The organism is Streptomyces amakusaensis (assembly GCF_039532665.1).
Lineage (GTDB): Bacteria > Actinomycetota > Actinomycetes > Streptomycetales > Streptomycetaceae > Streptomyces > Streptomyces amakusaensis.
On sequence record NZ_BAAASB010000004.1, the window covers coordinates 95745 to 113013 of the forward strand.

A 17269-nucleotide genomic window follows, 5' to 3' on the forward strand; every position below is an offset into this window, starting at 1 on the left:
CGCCCTGACGGACGAACGCGCGGGGGTGGGCGGCGGGGCTTCGATCCGATCACCACCCCCGGCGTACGGTACGGGCGGCCCTGGTCGGCGGATCGCCGGGGCCATCGGGTCAGTGGATTCCAGGTCAGAAGGTCAGCTTCCAGCTGTCGATGTACCCGGAGTAGTAGCCGCTGCCCCGGACCCGCAGCTTCCAGGTGCCGTTGGCGGTCTCGGCGGATGCGTCGACGCCGCTTGTGGAGATGCTGGGGTCGCCTTCGAGTGAGAAGCCATTGACGAGGGGATACGTACTGCCGTCCGGGGCCACAAGCTCCATCAACTGGCCGGAGTCGACGACGTTCACATCGACGAGCAGGATATTGGGGGCCTTTCCGGGGACGCCGGTGACGGTGATCGGTGATTCGGCTGTCGAGGCGTCGGCGGGTAAGGGGTAGTTGGCGGTGTTCTCGAAGCTGGGCCCCACCGGTCGCGGCGAACCTCCCGGCCGGGTACCGACGTTGACGGCACCCCATGCCTCCGCGACCTTGCGGTAGGTCTGTGAGGAGGCACCGTACAGGTCGGCCGCCGCCGCGAGGGTGGCGGCGCGCGCGCCGAGATAGTCGGTGCTGGAGGTCATGTGGACGGTGAGGGCGCGGTACCAGATCCGTTCGGCGGCGGCCCGGCCGATGGGGGTGACGGGCAGTCCGTCATGGGTCGGGCTGTCGTAGGCGACGCCGTTGACGGTCTTGGCACCGTCGCCCTCCGAGAGGAGATAGAACCAGTGCGTGGCCGGTCCAGCCATATAGGTACCGTGCTGGCTCGAACTGATCCGGGGATGCCAGTAGTCCGTGCCCCTGATCTGTTTCGAGGGCCGGTCCATCTGGCGGTATCGGTGGTTGAGGCCGCCCTGGTCGACGTTCTCGCCGGTCAGATAGTCGCCGGGATCGCGGGGGTTGTCCGCGTGGAACTCCACGGCGGCGGCGAAGATGTCCCTGGTCGCCGCCGCGATCCCGCCGGACTCCCCGTAGTAGGAGAAGTTCGTGGTGGCGGCGACGAGTCCGGAGGCCATCCCGTGGGCCGCCATGTCGATGGAGGTGTACGGGGTGGTTCCGCTCTCGCCGTACACCAGGCAGAAACAGGAGTCGTACCAGTAGGCACCACGGCTGTTGGTCCGGTGCACCTTGCTGGACGCGCCGTCGCCGTCGTTCCGTACGCCGTAGCGCTGATGCACCTCGGCGAAGTAGTCCCAGGTCACCTGGGCCCCATAGGCGGCGTCGACCGCGTCGGTCTGCCGGTTCGCCGAGGTGCCGTCGCCCCAGACGTTGTCGGTGTCGGTGACGAGCCGGCCGCCGATGCCCGAGCCGCTTTGGTCGTTCATGAGATCGTACGTCCGGTGTCCGCCCCGGGCGTTGTCGGTCAGGGTGTACAGGGAGCCGTAGCGGGAGGTCCCCAGCTCGACCCGGCCGCTGTGGCGGCTGTGCCCGACGCCCCTGTCCTCGACCCGCCCGGCCTTGGCGGGCTCGGCCCCGGTGTCGCGCGGGGCCCCGGTACCGACGGCGTTCACCACCGCCTCGCGGCGGTTCAGCTCGGCACCGGTGGTCGCGTCGGTGACGACATGGAGTTCACTGGGCATGCCGTCGGCCTGGGTCCCCTTGACGACGGTCTCCCAGGCCAGCACGGGCCGCCCGTCCCCTGCCGCCCAGACGACCTTGCGCGGTGCCCGCCCGACCACCGCGCCCTCGGTGCCCGCCGCCTCGGCGGCCCGCACCGAGAACGCACCGGCCGAGCGCGCGTTCCGGACCGGCTTGGTGCCGGGCACGGCGATCCGGTCCTCGCTCGCCCTGGTCACACCCTTCATCCGCCCGGACGGAGCGGTGTGCACGACCAGATCGCCGCCCAGGACGGGTAACCCGTCGTAGGTCCGCTCGTACCGGGTGTGCAGGGTGCCGTCCATGTCCTTGAGCACGCTCCGGGCCACGAGCCGCTCCTTGCCCCCCAGCCCGAGCCGGTTCGCGGTCCCTTCGCGGGCGGCGGTGGCGTCCGCGAGAAGCCGAGCCTGCTCGGCCGGACTGATGTACGAGGGCAGCGCACCCGACCGGGGCACCACCTCGGCCGCCCCGGGTGCGGCCCCCGCGACGCCCGGCGGCAGGACCACCGCGAACAGGGCTAATCCGGTGATCATCGCTGCGGCGGCTGATGCTCTGCGAGGGAGTGGCGTCATCTCAACTCCTATGCGTCAAAGGTCTGTCACGGCCCCGGCCGTCCAGTCGGAGAGGTGCACCGACGGCACATCGCCCGGCGTCTGTACGACCCCCGGCCGGGCACACGGGTATCCGCACGGAACACGTCCGGCGCACCGTTGCCAGAGGCTATGGGGAATTCTGGCCCCCCAAGATGCCTATGTGGCAGAAGGAGTAGGCGAATTGGCCATAACTCACCAGTCCCCTCACCGTCCCCGATCACGACGCGCCGGCCCGGGGACCGTTACAACCCCCTCGGTCCCGATTACCGACGCGTTAATTACGCGGAAATAGACTGCGGACCCGACGAGAAGCCGCCGCCGGGGCGGCGCGACGCGACGGCCGGGGGCGGTTGGCGGATGAGATCTCGATCCCACCGAGCTCCTCGACATCCACGCCCCGCTCTACAGCCATGTCCAGGGCCTGGCTGCGCACAGAGCAGCGAATCGGCTTCCTACTGGCGCTCGGAACCAGAGGTCCAGGGCGGACTGTCACTCCACTTGAACAGGGCTTCGTCATCTCGCGGGCACCAAGGACATTCCCTTCCGGAATGACCATCTGCCCCACATCCGTTTGACATTGGCCTCCCTGGCGTATGTGGGCGGCTTTTACAGCAGGTGATCCCCGGTTTCTGCAACTGGGGATCTTTCCGAGATTTGAAGGGTGAACCACCCGTGCACACACCCTTAGCCCACCCGCTCGACTCCATCCGGCACGTCTTCCGGCACCGAGCCGGAAGGGCCGCTGTCCGGTACCTGGTACTCGACCGGGGAACTCGCCCGCCTCCTGCGGGCCGATCCCGCCGCGTCACGCCCGGTGCGGCGGTCTGATGTCCTACACCGAGGCCGCTCCGCTCGGTGTGCGGGCGGCCGGCGACATCGGGTACCGCCCCGACCGCGCCTCGCCCTACCGTGCGCGCGTCCGCTGGTTCGAACCCGTCTCCAGGCGCCGCAGATCCCTCTCCGAGGGCAAAGAAACGCACGACGAGGCCGAGGACTGGATCGCCGGCATCCTGAAGGCCGCGGAAGCCGGGATCGCGCCGAACGTGGCCACCATGCCCCTGGCCGAGTACAGCACCGCCACCATGGACCTGGCCCTGCGCGGCCCGGAACCGAAGACCCTCGACACCCTCGACCCCTACCTCGCCGGCTGGCGTCGGCGTGTGGTCCCCGCGCTCGGGCACTTCCCCGTACGGATAATCACCTACAGGGCCGTCGACCGCGCCGTCCACGGATGGATCGCCGACGAACAGGGCCGCTCCACGGTGAAGAACAGCCTCGCCGGGAGGCGTCGCCAGGCCGCGTGGTCCCCAACTGATCCCCAACCGGTCCCCAGGAACGACGGAAAGGCGGTACCGGATTACTCCGATACCGCCTCCGACCTGCGAAAACGCTGGTCGGGACGACAGGATTTGAACCTGCGACCCCTTGACCCCCAGTCAAGTGCGCTACCAAGCTGCGCCACGTCCCGATCGCGTGCCCTGTTCGGCCTTCCGGCCGGGCGCGCAGAAGCAACATTACCCCACTCCCGGGGCAGGTCGGACCGCCTTGCCGGTGGCCGGGCGGGGTGTCGGGGAGAATCGGGGGATGAGCGGCGCACCACGTGATCGTGACCCAGAAGGACGTGCCCGGAGCGCGCGGCCCCGTGATGGGCTGGGGCGGCCGATGCCGTACGGGGTGGAGGGGGTGGAGCGGCAGCCGGAGGGGGTGGTGCGTTCGCCGGAGCGGACGCTGATGGAGGCGCAGCGGCTGTTGGACGAGGGGAAGCCGTTCCATGCGCATGAGGTTTTCGAGGATGCCTGGAAGTCGGGCCCGGAGCCGGAGCGCGAGCTGTGGCGGGGGTTGGCGCAGCTGGCGGTGGGGCTGACGCATGCGGCGCGCGGCAATGCGAAGGGCGGGGCCAGGCTGCTGCTGAGGGGGGCGGAGCGGATCGGCGGCTGTCGGGATCCGTACGGGGTGGACGTCTCCGGGCTGGTGGCCTGGGCGCGCGCCCTCGCCGCGCGGGTCGGCGAGGGCGGGGAGAGGGACGGGGCTCCGGTCGACGCGGCTGCGGAGGCCCCCCGGCTGACCCGGTAGGGACGGGCCGTCCACCGCGCCGCACCCGCCGCGCGGAGCCCGTCAGGTCACCGGCCGGTGGTTGTCAGCTCGCAGCGGCCGGCGGCGCAGGAGCGCCGCAGCCGGCCTCGCGAGAGGGTCTGCACGAGGCCGATCGTCCAGCACATGGGGCAGCCGCGGAGCGCGAGCAGTCCCACCGGCACCAGGAGCAGACTGACCGGGCCCACCGCCGGGAGCGCGAGTACGGAGCCGGCCAGGGCGCCGAACCCCACGGCACCGCGCAGCACATGGCGGGGCAGTGTCGCGCTGGCGAAGTCCGGTGTGTCAGTCATGGCCGCCGCCCGGGTGGTCGGGGCCGTCCTGGTCGCCCAGGGCCTGGCGGACGGTGGTACGGGCCCGGTGCAGCCGTGACTTCATGGCGGCGGTGCTGAGTCCGAGGGCGTCGGCGGTGGTCCGCCCGCTGTGGCCCTGGACGTCCCGCATGATCAGGACCCGTCGCTGGTCGGCGGGGAGGGCGGCTATCGCGGCCGCCACCCGGCCCGCCTCCAGCCGGAGGAAGACCTCTTCCTCGAACGAGGGCGCGACGGCGTCCGGGAGCGGACCGTGGCCGCCGCGCAGCGCCAGCCGGGTCCGGCGCACGCACTCGTTGCGCACGATGCGGAACATCCAGGAGGCCAGCGCCCCGGAGGCCCGCAGCATCCCGATCTTGCGATAGAGGATGATCAGCGCCTCCTGCGCGGCGTCCTCGGCGTCCTGCGGCGAGGCGCAGAGCGTCCGGGCGAATCGCCGCACATGCGGGTGCGAGCCCGAGACCAGGGCGGCCGTGGCCTCGGGGTCGCCCTCCCGGGCGGCGGTGATCAGCTGTTCGCCGGGCCAGTCGAACTCAGCCACGGGAGCGCCCCTTCCGCCGCATCACGACGACCACGCACGCGCAGATGAGCACGATCGCGCCGATGACAGCACCTTCGATCATGACAGCCTCCATGTTCCGTACCGAATGTCCTGTGCTGAATGTTCTGTGTCGAGGTTTCGTCCGCACAGGAACAAGAGGCGCGGACCGCGCCGAAGGATTCACCCCGGCCGCGGGTGAACAACGTTTTCCTCACAGTCCGCGAGCCGAGGCAACCTCGGTGCCCCGGCCGGACGTCATCGGGATGCGGGAGTGACCCCTGGGCTTCATGAGACCCCTGGGGTACTTGACGCAGGCTCAATCACGAGGAGGACCATCTTGATCCGTGTCTCGCGCATGGTGACCGCCGGTATGGCGGTACTCGCGCTGGCAGCGGGATCGCCGGGGGTGGCGCAAGCGCTGCCGTCCGCCGATTCCCCGCCTTCCACCCGGGGTTCCACCGCCGACGGCCCGTCGGGGAGCGCCGCCGAGCGGCTGCCCGACGGCTGGCGAATATCCGGTTCCGGGGAGGGCCGGCAGCTGGTCTGGGTCTCGCCCGTCCCGGTGCCCATGGGGGACGCCCGGGTCGAGTTCCACTCCGGCTCCGCCCTTCTCGGCCGGCCGCTGGCCGACGACGACCGGCACACCTTCCGGCTGCCTCTCGACGGCGTCGACATCGGCCCGGCGCGGGAACTGAAGGTGCTGGCCGGCGGCCGCCGCCTCGACGAGGCCGGGGCCGCAGCGGCCAAGGGCCCCCGCAGCTCCGCCCCGCCGGCCGAGCAGCCGGCCCCTCCGAAGGCGAACGGTGTCGACCCGGGCGTCCCGGGCTCGTTCCGCACGGTGAGCGGCGAGTACGAGCTGGACCCGGTCAAGCTGCCCGGTTTCCCCGAGCCGGTGGAGATGCGCGCCACCGTGACCGGGCCGGTCGGTGCGACCGGCCGCCGCCCGCTGGCGCTCTTCCTGCACGGCCGTCACTTCACCTGCTACGACGCCAAGGGCGAAGCGCTCGGCGGCTGGCCCTGCCCGGCGAACAGCAAGGCGGTGCCGAGCCACCGCGGCTATCTGCACGACCAGAAGCTGCTGGCCTCCCAGGGCTATGTGACGGTCTCCGTCTCCGCCAACGGCATCAACGGGCAGGACTACAACGCCGAGGACGGCGGCGCGCAGGCCCGTTCCTCCCTGGTCCGGCAGCACCTCGCCCGCTGGGCAGAGTGGTCGGCCGATCCGGCCAAGGCCCCGGCCGCCGTGCGCGCGGCCTCCCGCGCCGATCTGTCCCGCGTTCTGCTGGTCGGTCACTCGCGCGGCGGCGAGGGAGTCAACCGGGCCGCGCTCGACACCCTCTCCCGGCCGCCCGCCGATCAGGAGGGGTACAAGGGTCCGGTGCGCTGGAGGATCCGGGGCACGGTACTGATCGGCCCCACGATCTTCGGGCAGAACCCGGTCCCCGACGTGCCCTCCATGACCATCCTGCCGGGCTGCGACGGCGATGTGAGCGACCTTCAGGGTCAGATCTACCTCGACGGCACGCGCGGTGTCAGCAGGGGCACCGCCCTGCACAGCGCCGTCTACATGGTCGGCGCGAACCACAACTTCTTCAACACCGAGTGGACGCCGGGCCAGGCCGAGGCCCCGGCCGACGACGACTTCTGGACGGAGGACACCCCGGACGCGGTCTGCTCGCCCGGCACCAAGACCCGGCTGACCGCCAAGCAGCAGCAGAAGGCGGGCTCCACCTACATCGCCGCCGCGGCCCGGCTGTTCGTCGCCGGCGACGACCGGGTGCGTCCGCTGCTGGACGGCTCGGACCGGCGCGCGCCCTCGGCGGGCCCGGCGCGGGTGCTCAGCCACGCCGTCGGCGGCAACCGCAGGCCCGCGTTCGTACCGGACTCCTCGGTCACCGTGACCGGGTCCGGCGGCCGGCTCTGCGCCCAGGTCGACAGCGAATCCGCCGACGCCTGTCTGCCGTCCGACGTCAGGGGCGCCTCACCGCACTTCGCCGTCTGGGAGACCTCCTCCGAGCCGGGCCGTCACGCGGTGCGGATGAAATGGTCGAAGCCCGGCTCGCCGGTACGGGTGCGCCCCGCGCGCCCGGTCTCGCTGCGGGGCGACAGCTCGCTGGCGCTGCGGCTGATCGTGCCGCCCAACACCTCGGGCACCCAGCTGGACGTGACGCTCGTCGACGCCTCCGGGCGGCGGGCGAAGCTCGGTCAGGCCAAGGTCGACGGGCTGCCGGGCACCGGGCGGACCGCTTCCCACTGGGCGCGGGAGGTCCGGCTGCCGATGTCGGCGGCCACCCGCGCCAAGCTGGATCTGCGGCGGATCACCACCCTGGAGCTCACCCCGCGCGGCCGGGCCGGTCAGGCATGGCTGATGGACGCGTGGAACTGGCGTCCGGGCACCCCCGTGACGCATCCGGCCCCGCTGGCGCGCGTCGACATCGGCCGGACGGAGGTCGCCGAGGGCGACTCCGGCGTCCGGACCCACCGGATTCCGATCCGGGTCTCCGGCAAGGGCAACGGCCAGGTCCGGCTGTTCCTCCCGGATCCGAACTCCGGGAAGATCTCCTCCCGGCTCGTGACGCTGAGTCCGGGCAACCGCGAGATCGTCGCCCAGGTCAAGGTGAAGGGCGACAAGCGGTACAGCTACGGCACCCAGCACAACGCCTTCGTCAAGGCGGTTCAGGGCACGGCGGTCGGCACGCACCTGGGCGGGCTGACCGTCAAGGAGGACGACCCGATGCCCAAGGTCACCGTCACTCCGGTCGCGGACAAGGTCGTCGAGGGGAAGCCGCTCACCTGGCGGGTCTCGCTGTCCGAGGCCGCCGGTACGGAGATCGTGACCGGATTCGACATCCTGCCGCCCGCCGGCGGGCCGGAGCTCTCCAGCCTGGACGTCTCCCCGGCCTGGCTGGAGGAGGTCTTCGGCGTGTCGGCGAACCCGGAGCGGCCCCTGTCGAGCCTGGTGGACACCGCCTACCTCCACGCGGTGGTGCCCGCGGGGAAGCTGAGCACCGAGGTGACCGTGCCCACCGTCAAGGACGCGGTCGCCGAGCCCGAGGAGCGGCTGCGGCTGCGCTCGGTCCTCTACGACGAGTCCTGGGAGCCCCGGGAGGGCCCGGAGTTCACCGGCACGGTGCGGAACGCCCCGTAACAGCGGCATGAGAACGGCTCCGGCCGCCGGCCCCGCCATGGGGTCGGCGGCCGGAATCGTTCCAGCAGACAGACTTTTCCAGCCAATTGTCATGTTCGGAACCAACCCGGGCGACGGGCGATGGGGTTCCTGCGTCAGAAGGGACGGGATCCCGACTCTGTTCCGCTCTGATTCTTGAGGGGGAAGAATGCTCACCCGATATCAGAACCTCGGCATCGGCCTGCTCGCCGCGTCGATCTCCGTGACGCTCGTGGCGGGAATGACCGGCCCGTCGGCGACCGTTCCGGCCATCCCCACGCAACCCACCGCCGCCACGGCGACGGCCGTGCACAAGAAGGACCCCTCCCAGGTGGTCACGCTGCTCACCGGCGACCGGGTCAGACTGGGCACTCGGGGCAGCTCCAAGGGCCAGGTGCTCGGCCTCCAGCGGGCGAAGGGCCGCGAGGGCGTGCCCGTCCGGATCCGCGCCCATCAGGGGCGCACCCTCGTCGTTCCCGAGGACGCGCGCCGGCTGATCGACAGCGGCCGTCTCGACCGGCGGCTCTTCGACCTCACCGAGCTGAGCAGCACCGAGAGCCGCGCCGCCCACCGCGACGGGCTCAAGGTGATCGTGGGGTACGGCGGCACGGCCGCCAAGTCCGCGCGCGGCGGCGTCCGCGCCACCGGCGACACCCGGCTGCGGCGCACGCTGGCCGCGCTCGACGCGGACGCGGTCACCGCGTCGCGCGAGAACCCGGCGGCGCTCTGGGAGGCGCTCACCGAGGAGAGCGACGGCGGAGCGCGGGCCACCGCCTCCGGGATCAGCCGGATCTGGCTGGACGGTGTGAACCGGGCCTCGCTCGACAAGAGCGTGAGCCACATCGGCGTGCCCGGGGCGTGGGCCTCCGGTTACGACGGGAAGGGCGTCACCATCGCCGTCCTGGACACCGGAGTGGACGCCTCCCATCCCGATCTCAAGGGCCGGCTGAGAGCCGCCAAGAACTTCTCGGCGTCGGCGGACGCCAAGGACCGCCACGGCCACGGCACCCATGTCGCCTCCATCGCGGCGGGCACCGGCGCGAAGTCGGGCGGCACCCACAAGGGCGTCGCCCCCGGCGCCGAGGTGATCAGCGGGAAGGTCCTCGACGACGACGGCTACGGCTCCGACTCGGACATCGCCGCGGGCATGGAGTGGGCCGCCGACCAGGGGGCCGGGATCGTCAACCTCAGTCTCGGCGGCATGAACTTCCCGGGCACCGACCCGAAGGAGGCGATGGTCGAGCAGCTCTCCCGGAAGAGGGGCGTCCTCTTCGCCGTGTCGGCGGGCAACAGCGGACAGCAGGCCTACAGCATCAACTCCCCCGGCACGGCGGAGTCCGCGCTCACCGTGGGCGCGACCGACGGCCGCGACGGGCCCGCCGACTTCTCCAGCAGCGGCCCGAACGGCGACGGCGGCGGGGTCAAGCCCGATGTCACCGCGCCGGGCGTCGGCACCACCGCGGCCGCCGCGGCCGGCAGTTCCCTGGCGAAGGAGTACGGCCAGAAGCCCGACGGCCATCTGACGATCTCCGGTACGTCGATGGCCTCCCCGCACGCCGCCGGGGCGGCGGCCCTGCTCAAGCAGCGGCACCCCCGGTGGACGTACAAGGAGCTGAAGGGCGCGCTCAGCGCCTCCGCCCGGGACGCCTCCCACGCCCCGTTCACACAGGGCACCGGCCGGATCGCGGTCGACCGCGCGCTGAAGCAGACCGTGCTCGCCGAGAAGGTGTCGCTCGACTTCGGCGAGCAGCTGTGGCCGCACTCCGACAACACCCCGGTCACCAAGAGGGCCGCCTACCGCAACCTCGGCGACAAGCCCGTCACCCTCGCGCTCTCCGTCACCGGCCACCGGCCCGACGGCGACCCCGCCCCGGACGGGTTCTTCACCCTCGGCGCGGACCGGGTGACCGTTCCGGCCGGCGGTACGGCCTCCGTCGGCATCACCGCCGACACCCGGCGCGGCTCCACCGTCTCCGGCCACTACTCCGCTTCCGTGAGCGCCGTCGGCGGCGGCCAGAGCGTCCGTACCACCGCCACGACGGAGCTGGAGGCGGAGGCGTACGACGTCACCGTCAAGCACATCGCGCGCGACGGCGGGCCGGGCCGGAACTTCTCCACGGAGCTGTCCGGGGAGTACCGCAGCGATCCGGAGACGCGCTGGGAGGACCGGGCCAGGGGGATCGCGGTCGTCCGCGCGCCCAAGGGCGAGTACACCCTCCAGTCCAGCGATGTGGTGGATCCTGAGAACGCCGCCAAGGGCGTCGATCTGCTGACCCGGCCGAGGCTGTCCGTCACCGAGGACATCACGCTGACCGTCGACGCGCGGACCGCCAGGCCCGTCTCCGTCACCGTCCCGGACGCCGGGGCGAAGCCCTCCTTCGCCGGCACCGGCTACACGGTGGGCAGGCCGTGGGAGGGCGGTCTCCGCGCCGACTTCGTGATGAATTCGTTCGCGGGTCTGCGCACCGCGCACCTGGGTCCGCGGATCACCGACGGCTCGCTGGCCCAGACCTGGCACCTCCAGTGGGAGAAGGGCGGGAAGACCGAGTACCGCACGGCTTCCGGCGGTGCGGTGGAGAAGCTCGCGACCGGCTACTCCAAGAAGTTCGCGGCGGCCGACTTCGCCACCGTCAGGACCGGGCTCGGCGGCTCCGCCAAGAACCGGATCGGCGCGCTGAACATCGGCTTCCGGATCGGTGACCTCCACAGCGGGGTCAGCCCCTACGACCCGGGGAAGCTGCCCGTCGGCCGTACCGTGCTGCTGTCCGTGAAGGACAGGGCTGCCTGGGGCATCGAGTACCAGCAGATCACCCAGGAGTGGGCCGGCATGGTCGACTCCGACGTCAACTACTCCATCGGCGAGCCCAGGGCCTTCACGGCGGGCAGGACCTACCAGGAGGACTTCAACTCCGGTGTCGTCTCCCCCGCGCTCGCCCGGAGCGGCGGCGTCAACCGCGCGGGCAACCACGTCTGGGGCGAGGTCGGCATGTTCACCGACGGCGCGGGCCACCCCGGATGGTCGGCGGGGACCAAGTACAGGACCGAGCTGTACCGGGGCAGGACGAAGATCGGGGAGTACGAGGGCGGCCTCCGGGGCGAGGAGGGCTTCGAGGTCGGCCCGGGCGACGCCGAGTACACCCTGAGGAGCACCGTCAGCCGTCCGCCGGAGGTGGCCCGTGCCACCAGCCGTACCGAGGTGAGCTTCACCTTCCGCTCGAAGAAGCCCGCCGACGGCACAACGGTCCAGCTTCCCGCGTCCACCGCCCGCTTCGGCGCGAAGACCGCGCTGGACAGCACCGTACCGGCCGGCGGGCAGACGACCCTGCCGGTGACCGTCGAGGGCGCGGCGGCCGGCTCCAGGCTCAGGTCGCTCGCCGTGCAGGTCTCCCACGACGGCGGCAGGAGCTGGCGGAGGACCCCTGTCACCAAGGGCCGGATCACGGTGAAGAACCCCGCGAAGGGCAAGAGCGTCTCGCTCCGCGCCGAGATCACCGACACCTCGGGCAACAGGAGTTCGGTGAGCGTCATCGACGCGTACTTCGGAAAGTAGCCCCCGCCCCCACCGGGCACCCGATCCCGCCGACGGCCCGCCGGAGACCTCCTCCGGCGAGCCGTCCCCGTCCGTTCCGGCCAGAGCGGGCGTTTTGACGCCAACTCCGGGCGATCGGGGCGCGAGACCCCGCGGCGGCGGCTACACAGGAGGGCCGGAGGGATCCGCTCTCCGGGGCCGGGCCCCGTCCGGCCTGTCAGGTTTCCGGGAGGGGGCGCGGTGCCTGCGTCGAGAAGCCGCGGACGTGCGGACGGTGGGCGATGAGCGGCCGTCGTCCGGCGCGCCGGCCCGTGAGGAGGCCGCGGCGGCGGTCCGGACGGAAGGGCGGAGGGAGCGGCGGGGAGAAGCTGGTGCTGGGGGCGTTCGTGGCCGTGGTGGTGGGGAGCATGGTCGCGGGGGCGCTGCGGTGGCTGGCCGAGCATCCGGCCGTCGTCGTCCTGCTGCCGGCCGCCGTCGCCGGGGGCGCGGGGCTCTGGGCGGCGCGCAGACGGGAGCGGGGGCGGTGGGAGCGGGCCCGGCGGCGCGGGCTGCGCTACGCGATGCCGCAGATCGACGCCCTGCACCACCGGCAGTTCGAGTACGCCGTCCGCGATCTGATGCGCCGGGACGGGTGCGCCGACGCGGTCCAGGTCGGGGGCGCGGGCGACAACGGCGCGGATGTGAAGGCGACCGACCCGTACGGCCGCCGGTGGGTGATCCAGTGCAAGCACCGGAGGGCGGGCGCGTCCGGGGCCGCGGTCGGCACCCCCGACCTGCATGTCCTCAACGGCACCGGACGCCCCGTGCATCAGGGGGATGTCGTGGTCCTCGTCACCAACGGCCGCTTCACCGCCAAAGCCGTCGACTTCGCCCGCTCGCAGCGCCTCCACCTCGTGGACCGCGCCCTGCTGGCACGGTGGGCCGGGGGTTCGGCGCCGCTGTGGGAACTGCTGCGGGCGGTGCCGCCGCCGCGCCGCCCGAACGCGCTGTCCTGAGGGCTCAGTAGTAGTCGTCGTCGGGGACGACATGGACGGCGGCCTCCTCGGCGGAAGCCGCTCCACCGGCGAAGCCCTCGTCGCGCGCCAGGAGGTCTTTCTCCTCGTCGGGACGGGCGCCCTCGTCGGGGGCGACGAGGCGGCCCGCGCGGTGGTCGCCCACCTCGTCGTCGAGGAGTTCCCCGTCGGTGTCGGCCGCGTCGCCGACGCCGTCCCCCTCGTACGCCCGGTCCCAGTCCTCGGGCACCTCCTCGGCGAGCCGCTCGTCCAGCGTCTCGCCCTCCCGCTGCTCGCGGGCCGTGACGCCCGTGTGGTCGACGCCGAGGGGGCGCTCCGGCGGGGACCAGCCCTCGTCGTAGGGGTCGACGCCCCGGTTGAGAAGGGTGTCCTCGGAGTCGAGGATGCCCACGTCGTCGAGCACCTCGCTGTCGCCCGGGCCCTGGGGCTGATAGACCTCGTCGCCCATGGCGTCCTCGGACTCCTGGACATCTGCCATGACCGCTCCCTTCCACTGAAGATTGTTCCGCCGTTCGGTCATGAGCGCATGAGGATCTTCCTCAGGCGGGCCCGGCTCGCCGCCCGCGCGCCGGCGGGCGACCATGGAGTACGGGGCAGGTCCCGGGGGACAGCCGCTGGGAGACCCGTGATGACCGACGACGTACTGATCGTGGGCGCCGGTCCGGTCGGACTGAGCGCCGCCGCCGAACTCCGCCGCCGCGGGGTGCGCTGCCGTCTCGTCGACCGGCTGCCGGCACGGCTGCCGTATGCCAAGGCGGTCGGCGTCCAGCCGCGCACCTTCGAGATCTGGGACCGGATGGGTCTGGCGCGCGCCGCCTGGGAGGCCGCTGTTCCGCTGCGTGGCCAGCTGGTCTACGTCAATGGCCGGGAGCGGTCGCGGACCGGCCTCACGCTGCCGCCGGAGGTGCCGTACGGCTTCGCCGCGCTGCCGCAGTACGAGACCGAGCGCCTGCTGGAGGAGTACGTCGCGGGGCTGGGCACGGCCGTCGAGCGCGGCACCGAGCTGCTGTCGTTCGCTCAGGACCGGGACGGGGTGACCGCCGCGCTGCGCACGGCCTCCGGTGCCGAGGAGGAGGTCCGTGTCGGCCATCTGATCGGCTGCGACGGAGCCCACAGCACCGTCCGCAAGGGGCTGGGGCTCGCCTTCGGGGGCGGGGCCTTTCCCGAGGAGTACATGCTGGCCGATGTCGAGGCCGACTGGGATCTGCCGTACGGATACAGCGTGCGCTCCAGCCATCTGGCCGACGACGGCTCCACCGACGATCTGCTGGTCTGCGTTCCGCTGCCCGGTACGGGCCGCTACCGCATGTCGATGCTGGTCCCGCCCGAACTCTCCGCGCGGGCGGCGGGCGGGGAGCACGCGGGCGGCGACGGCGACGGCGAGGACGACGGCGTGGCGCACGGGCTTCAGGGCGGGCCGGAGGGCGGCCGTGCGCTCCCGGAGCTGTCCCGGATCCAGGCCGTCGTGGACCGGCTCGCCCCCGAGCCGGCCGTGCTCTCCCGGATGCGCTGGTCCTCCGTCTTCCGCGTCAGCCACCGGATCGTCGACCGCTACGGGGACGGCCGGGTCTTCGTCGCGGGCGACGCCGCCCACATTCACCCGCCGACCGGGGCCCAGGGCATGAACACCGGTATCCAGGACGCCTGCAACCTGGCCTGGAAACTCGCCCTCGTCGTCCGAGGGGAGGCGGGGAGCGCCCTGCTCGGCAGCTACGACGCCGAGCGCCGCCCGGTCGGCGAGGAGGTCGTCGGCCGGACCGTGCGCCACGCCGTCCACGGCGTCGGGGCCGACCCCGAGGACCCCGGGACCCTGCTGCTCCGCGAGGCCCAACTGCTCGTCGGCTACCGGGGCGGCCCGCTCACCGGCCGCCCCCACGGCCCGGCCGACGCGCCCCAGCCCGGCGACCGGGCCCCGGACTGCGCCGGACTGACCGCCTCCGTCGCCGCCTACCCGCTGCGGCTGCTGGACGTCCTGCGCGGCCGTACGGGGCATGTGGTGCTCCTGTACTCGGCCGACCCCGACGGGCTGGCCGAGGCCGCCGAAGCCGCCGGGACGGCGCTCAGCGCCGGGGGCGGCCCCGACACCGTCGCCGTCCTCGCCCGTGAAGCGCCGCCCACCGCCGTCGACGTCCTCGACGCCCTGGCCGTCCCCGGATACCGGGACGCCGCCGGGGAGTTCGCCCGGCTCTACCGCCCCGGCGGACCGACCGGCTTCGCCGTCCGCCCGGACGGGCAGCTCGCCGCCCGCTTCCCGCTCACCGGCACCGCGCGGGCCCTGGCCGACTACCGCGCGGCCCTGTCCGTGCCCGGGTGAGCGCGGGACACCAGCCGCCGGACGTCCTTGAGCGGGCGCAGCACACAGCGCTCCAGCAGCATGGAGGGGCTGATGAGGGTGGAGCCGACCTCGTGCCCGTCCTTGACACAGGTGTACGGCGAGCTGAGCACCGAGACATCGTCGCCCAGCGCGGTGATGCGGGCGGCGAGCGCGGTCTTGCGGGCGCAGATCGCCGCCGGGCCGATCACCTCGTCCGTGAGCCGTCCGGCGCGTACCCGGCGGGCCCACAGCAGCTCGATGATCGCGTGCTCGCGCACGGAGAACCCGCCGATCGCCGATCCGAGCAGCCAGCCGTCGTCGCCCAGAGCGCCGAGCAGCGCGGTCACCGGGTGATTCCCGGGGCGCACCTCCAGCACACTGCACCGGGGGGCGATCGCTCCCCCGCCGCCCCGGCCGTGGCCGGTGCTGTGTCCGCCGCTGAGCCGTCGGGTCGCGCGGTCCGTGAGCAGTCCGACCCAGCGCCCGTCCGCCAGCAGCGTCACCGTCCGGGCCTCCGAGCCCTCGTCGTCGCGCGTGTAGCTGCCCGCGTACGGACGGGCCCCGGGCCGGTCCCGTACCGTCAGCGGGGCCCGGGTCCACAGGTCGCCGACTCCCCGGTTCAGCGAGCCGCCGTGCGCGAGGTAGTTGTCGGCCTCACTGGTGTGGCCGAAGCACTCGTGCACGAGCACTCCGGCGGCGGTCGGGGTGAGCAGCGCGGGTCCCGTGACCGGTGCCGTCAGCGGTCTGCGGGCCCTGAGCAGCTCCCGGTCCGAGAGCAGCTCGGCGACGCCGCTGCCGACCCGGGCCGTCACATGGGCCTCGTCGTACGCGGCCACGCCCCACTGCGGGGTGTGGCCGTGACACGGCGGGCCCAGGCTCATCCGGACGCTCCAGAGCCCGTCCGTCTCACCGGCGGTGACCCTGGCCCCCGGCCCCAGCAGGACACGTGCCCGTCCCACCTCGGCGGCCAGGGTCTCAGTCACGGCTCAGGCCGGCGATCGCGGCCCGGCACCCCTCGAACAGCCGCTCGCCGTGCGCGGTCGGCTCCGCGACCTCGGCGAAGTTCTTCTCCGCCAGCCGGAGCTGGTCGGTCTTCAGCGCCACATAGCGTTCGATCCGCCGGGATTCCGTCTCGTCGGCCTCCGCCGCGAGACAGCGGCGGGCCGCGTGCACATCGTTGATGAAGGAGAGGATGCCGTGCAGGATGTGCCCGAGCGGGCGCTCCGCGTCGACGAACGGCGAGTAGTGCGTGGCGGTGGGGTTGCGGACGACCGCGACACAGTCGAGGATCCCGCTGAACCGCTGGTGGCCGGCCTCGTGGACCAGGGTCTGGGCGAGCATGTACGCGGGCCGCTCGCTGGTCAGCACCAGCCCGCGCAGGCCGTGGATGCTGAAGTTCAGCGGCCGGAGCCCCCGGTGGCCGCCGAGCGCGGCGAACGCCCTGATGTCCGTGGCGGCCGTGTCGAGCCCTTCCGGCCACAGTCTCCCCAGCACCTCGGCGGCGGCCCGCACCCGCGCGGCGAAGGCGGCGGCCCGCGCCGGATCGAGGGCGAGCGGGCGCTCGTCGCCCTCGGACGCCCAGTCGAAGAGCTGCGCCGACCGGGCGGAGGCCCCGGGGGTGATCACGGGGACGGCGGGGTGCCGCCCGAGGGGTACGGAAGCGGCGGCTCCGGCCGGTTCCTCGGCCAGGCAGCGGCCGAGCCGGTCGAGGAGTCCGACGGGGTCCGCGCCGCTCATGCCGCTGCGCCAGATCCAGCCCGTCACATCCGGCCGGGTCGCCCAGGCGAACGCCGTGTCGAGGTCCGCGGCGTCGAGCAGCGCCGCGACGGCGGTGAGCTGCGGTGCCGCCGGCTGTTCCGTGCGCAGCCTGCGCACCGCCCGGAGCAGCCGGACCAGATACTGCCGGGCGACCACCCGGTGCAGCAGCTCATTGGCGGCGACGGCCGCCCGGTCCTTCGCCAGGACGACGGTGAAGAGGTCGGGCAGTCCCTCCGCCGACCGGTCCGCTGCGAGATCCTTGATGTGCATGCCTCTCCCCATGTCGGTGTCCGGCCAGTGCCGGTGTCGGTGCGGATGCTCAGGACGG

At 72.9% G+C, this 17269-nt stretch carries 11 protein-coding genes and 1 tRNA gene; 5 read left to right on the plus strand and 7 right to left on the minus strand.

The window, feature by feature from the left end; genetic code table 11:
* Positions 1-124 precede the first annotated feature (124 nt).
* Both ABD371_RS08010 and ABD371_RS08015 read right to left on the minus strand, forming a co-directional pair.
* Positions 125-2158, minus strand: coding sequence for a M4 family metallopeptidase (locus tag ABD371_RS08010; RefSeq protein ID WP_344474286.1), 2034 nt, complete (start codon positions 2156-2158; stop codon positions 125-127).
* 1451 nt (positions 2159-3609) lie between these two features.
* Positions 3610-3686 (minus strand) — tRNA-Pro (locus ABD371_RS08015).
* 116 nt (positions 3687-3802) lie between these two features.
* Here ABD371_RS08015 and ABD371_RS08020 point away from each other — a divergent pair.
* Positions 3803-4291: a DUF309 domain-containing protein gene (locus ABD371_RS08020; protein WP_344474289.1), complete on the plus strand. Its 489-nt coding sequence runs from the start codon at positions 3803-3805 to the stop codon at positions 4289-4291.
* 47 nt (positions 4292-4338) lie between these two features.
* Here ABD371_RS08020 and ABD371_RS08025 read toward each other — a convergent pair whose 3' ends face one another.
* A complete protein-coding gene (locus ABD371_RS08025; RefSeq protein ID WP_344474291.1) occupies positions 4339-4602 on the minus strand; it encodes a hypothetical protein in 264 nt (87 codons plus the stop codon).
* Positions 4595-5161, minus strand: coding sequence for an RNA polymerase sigma factor (locus tag ABD371_RS08030; RefSeq protein ID WP_344474293.1), 567 nt, complete (start codon positions 5159-5161; stop codon positions 4595-4597). The genes ABD371_RS08025 and ABD371_RS08030 overlap by 8 nt, the downstream gene beginning before the upstream one ends.
* A 337-nt stretch (positions 5162-5498) precedes the next feature.
* Between ABD371_RS08030 and ABD371_RS08035 the strand changes: the two genes are divergently transcribed.
* The 3 genes from ABD371_RS08035 to ABD371_RS08045 all read left to right on the plus strand — a co-directional run bounded on the left by ABD371_RS08035 (position 5499) and on the right by ABD371_RS08045 (position 12851).
* On the plus strand, positions 5499-8309 hold the full coding sequence (locus tag ABD371_RS08035) for an alpha/beta hydrolase (RefSeq protein ID WP_381734121.1): 2811 nt from the start codon (positions 5499-5501) through the stop codon (positions 8307-8309).
* A gap of 187 nt (positions 8310-8496) precedes the next feature.
* Positions 8497-11877 (plus strand): S8 family peptidase, encoded by a 3381-nt coding sequence (locus ABD371_RS08040; protein WP_344474295.1) that lies wholly within the window; start codon positions 8497-8499, stop codon positions 11875-11877.
* Positions 11878-12137: 260 nt separating this feature from the next.
* Positions 12138-12851 (plus strand): restriction endonuclease, encoded by a 714-nt coding sequence (locus ABD371_RS08045; RefSeq protein WP_344474297.1) that lies wholly within the window; start codon positions 12138-12140, stop codon positions 12849-12851.
* A 4-nt stretch (positions 12852-12855) separates the two neighbouring features.
* On the opposite strand, the gene ABD371_RS08050 is transcribed toward ABD371_RS08045, so the two are convergent.
* Positions 12856-13347, minus strand: a complete 492-nt coding sequence (locus tag ABD371_RS08050) for a DUF5709 domain-containing protein (RefSeq protein WP_344474299.1) — start codon at positions 13345-13347, stop codon at positions 12856-12858.
* A 150-nt stretch (positions 13348-13497) separates the two neighbouring features.
* On the opposite strand from ABD371_RS08050, the gene ABD371_RS08055 reads away from it, so the two are divergent.
* Positions 13498-15183, plus strand: a complete 1686-nt coding sequence (locus tag ABD371_RS08055) for an FAD-dependent monooxygenase (protein WP_344474301.1) — start codon at positions 13498-13500, stop codon at positions 15181-15183.
* Here the strand turns inward: ABD371_RS08055 and ABD371_RS08060 are convergent.
* A complete protein-coding gene (locus tag ABD371_RS08060; RefSeq protein WP_344474303.1) occupies positions 15153-16166 on the minus strand; it encodes a metallopeptidase TldD-related protein in 1014 nt (337 codons plus the stop codon). The genes ABD371_RS08055 and ABD371_RS08060 overlap by 31 nt on opposite strands.
* The gene (locus ABD371_RS08065; protein ID WP_344474305.1) at positions 16159-17211 is read right to left on the minus strand and encodes an aKG-HExxH-type peptide beta-hydroxylase; all 1053 of its coding nucleotides are present in this window, start codon (positions 17209-17211) and stop codon (positions 16159-16161) included. The genes ABD371_RS08060 and ABD371_RS08065 overlap by 8 nt, the downstream gene beginning before the upstream one ends.
* Positions 17212-17269 lie beyond the last annotated feature (58 nt).

Bases quoted from the DNA above. Each gene is read 5' to 3' on its own strand.
- ABD371_RS08025 (WP_344474291.1), bottom strand. From the start codon at position 4,602: ATGACTGACACACCGGACTTCGCCAGCGCGACACTGCCCCGCCATGTG.
- ABD371_RS08050 (WP_344474299.1), bottom strand. From the start codon at position 13,347: ATGGCAGATGTCCAGGAGTCCGAGGACGCCATGGGCGACGAGGTCTAT.
- ABD371_RS08055 (WP_344474301.1), top strand. From the start codon at position 13,498: ATGACCGACGACGTACTGATCGTGGGCGCCGGTCCGGTCGGACTGAGC.
- ABD371_RS08010 (WP_344474286.1), bottom strand. From the start codon at position 2,158: ATGATCACCGGATTAGCCCTGTTCGCGGTGGTCCTGCCGCCGGGCGTC.
- ABD371_RS08045 (WP_344474297.1), top strand. From the start codon at position 12,138: ATGAGCGGCCGTCGTCCGGCGCGCCGGCCCGTGAGGAGGCCGCGGCGG.
- ABD371_RS08040 (WP_344474295.1), top strand. From the start codon at position 8,497: ATGCTCACCCGATATCAGAACCTCGGCATCGGCCTGCTCGCCGCGTCG.
- ABD371_RS08065 (WP_344474305.1), bottom strand. From the start codon at position 17,211: ATGCACATCAAGGATCTCGCAGCGGACCGGTCGGCGGAGGGACTGCCC.
- ABD371_RS08020 (WP_344474289.1), top strand. From the start codon at position 3,803: ATGAGCGGCGCACCACGTGATCGTGACCCAGAAGGACGTGCCCGGAGC.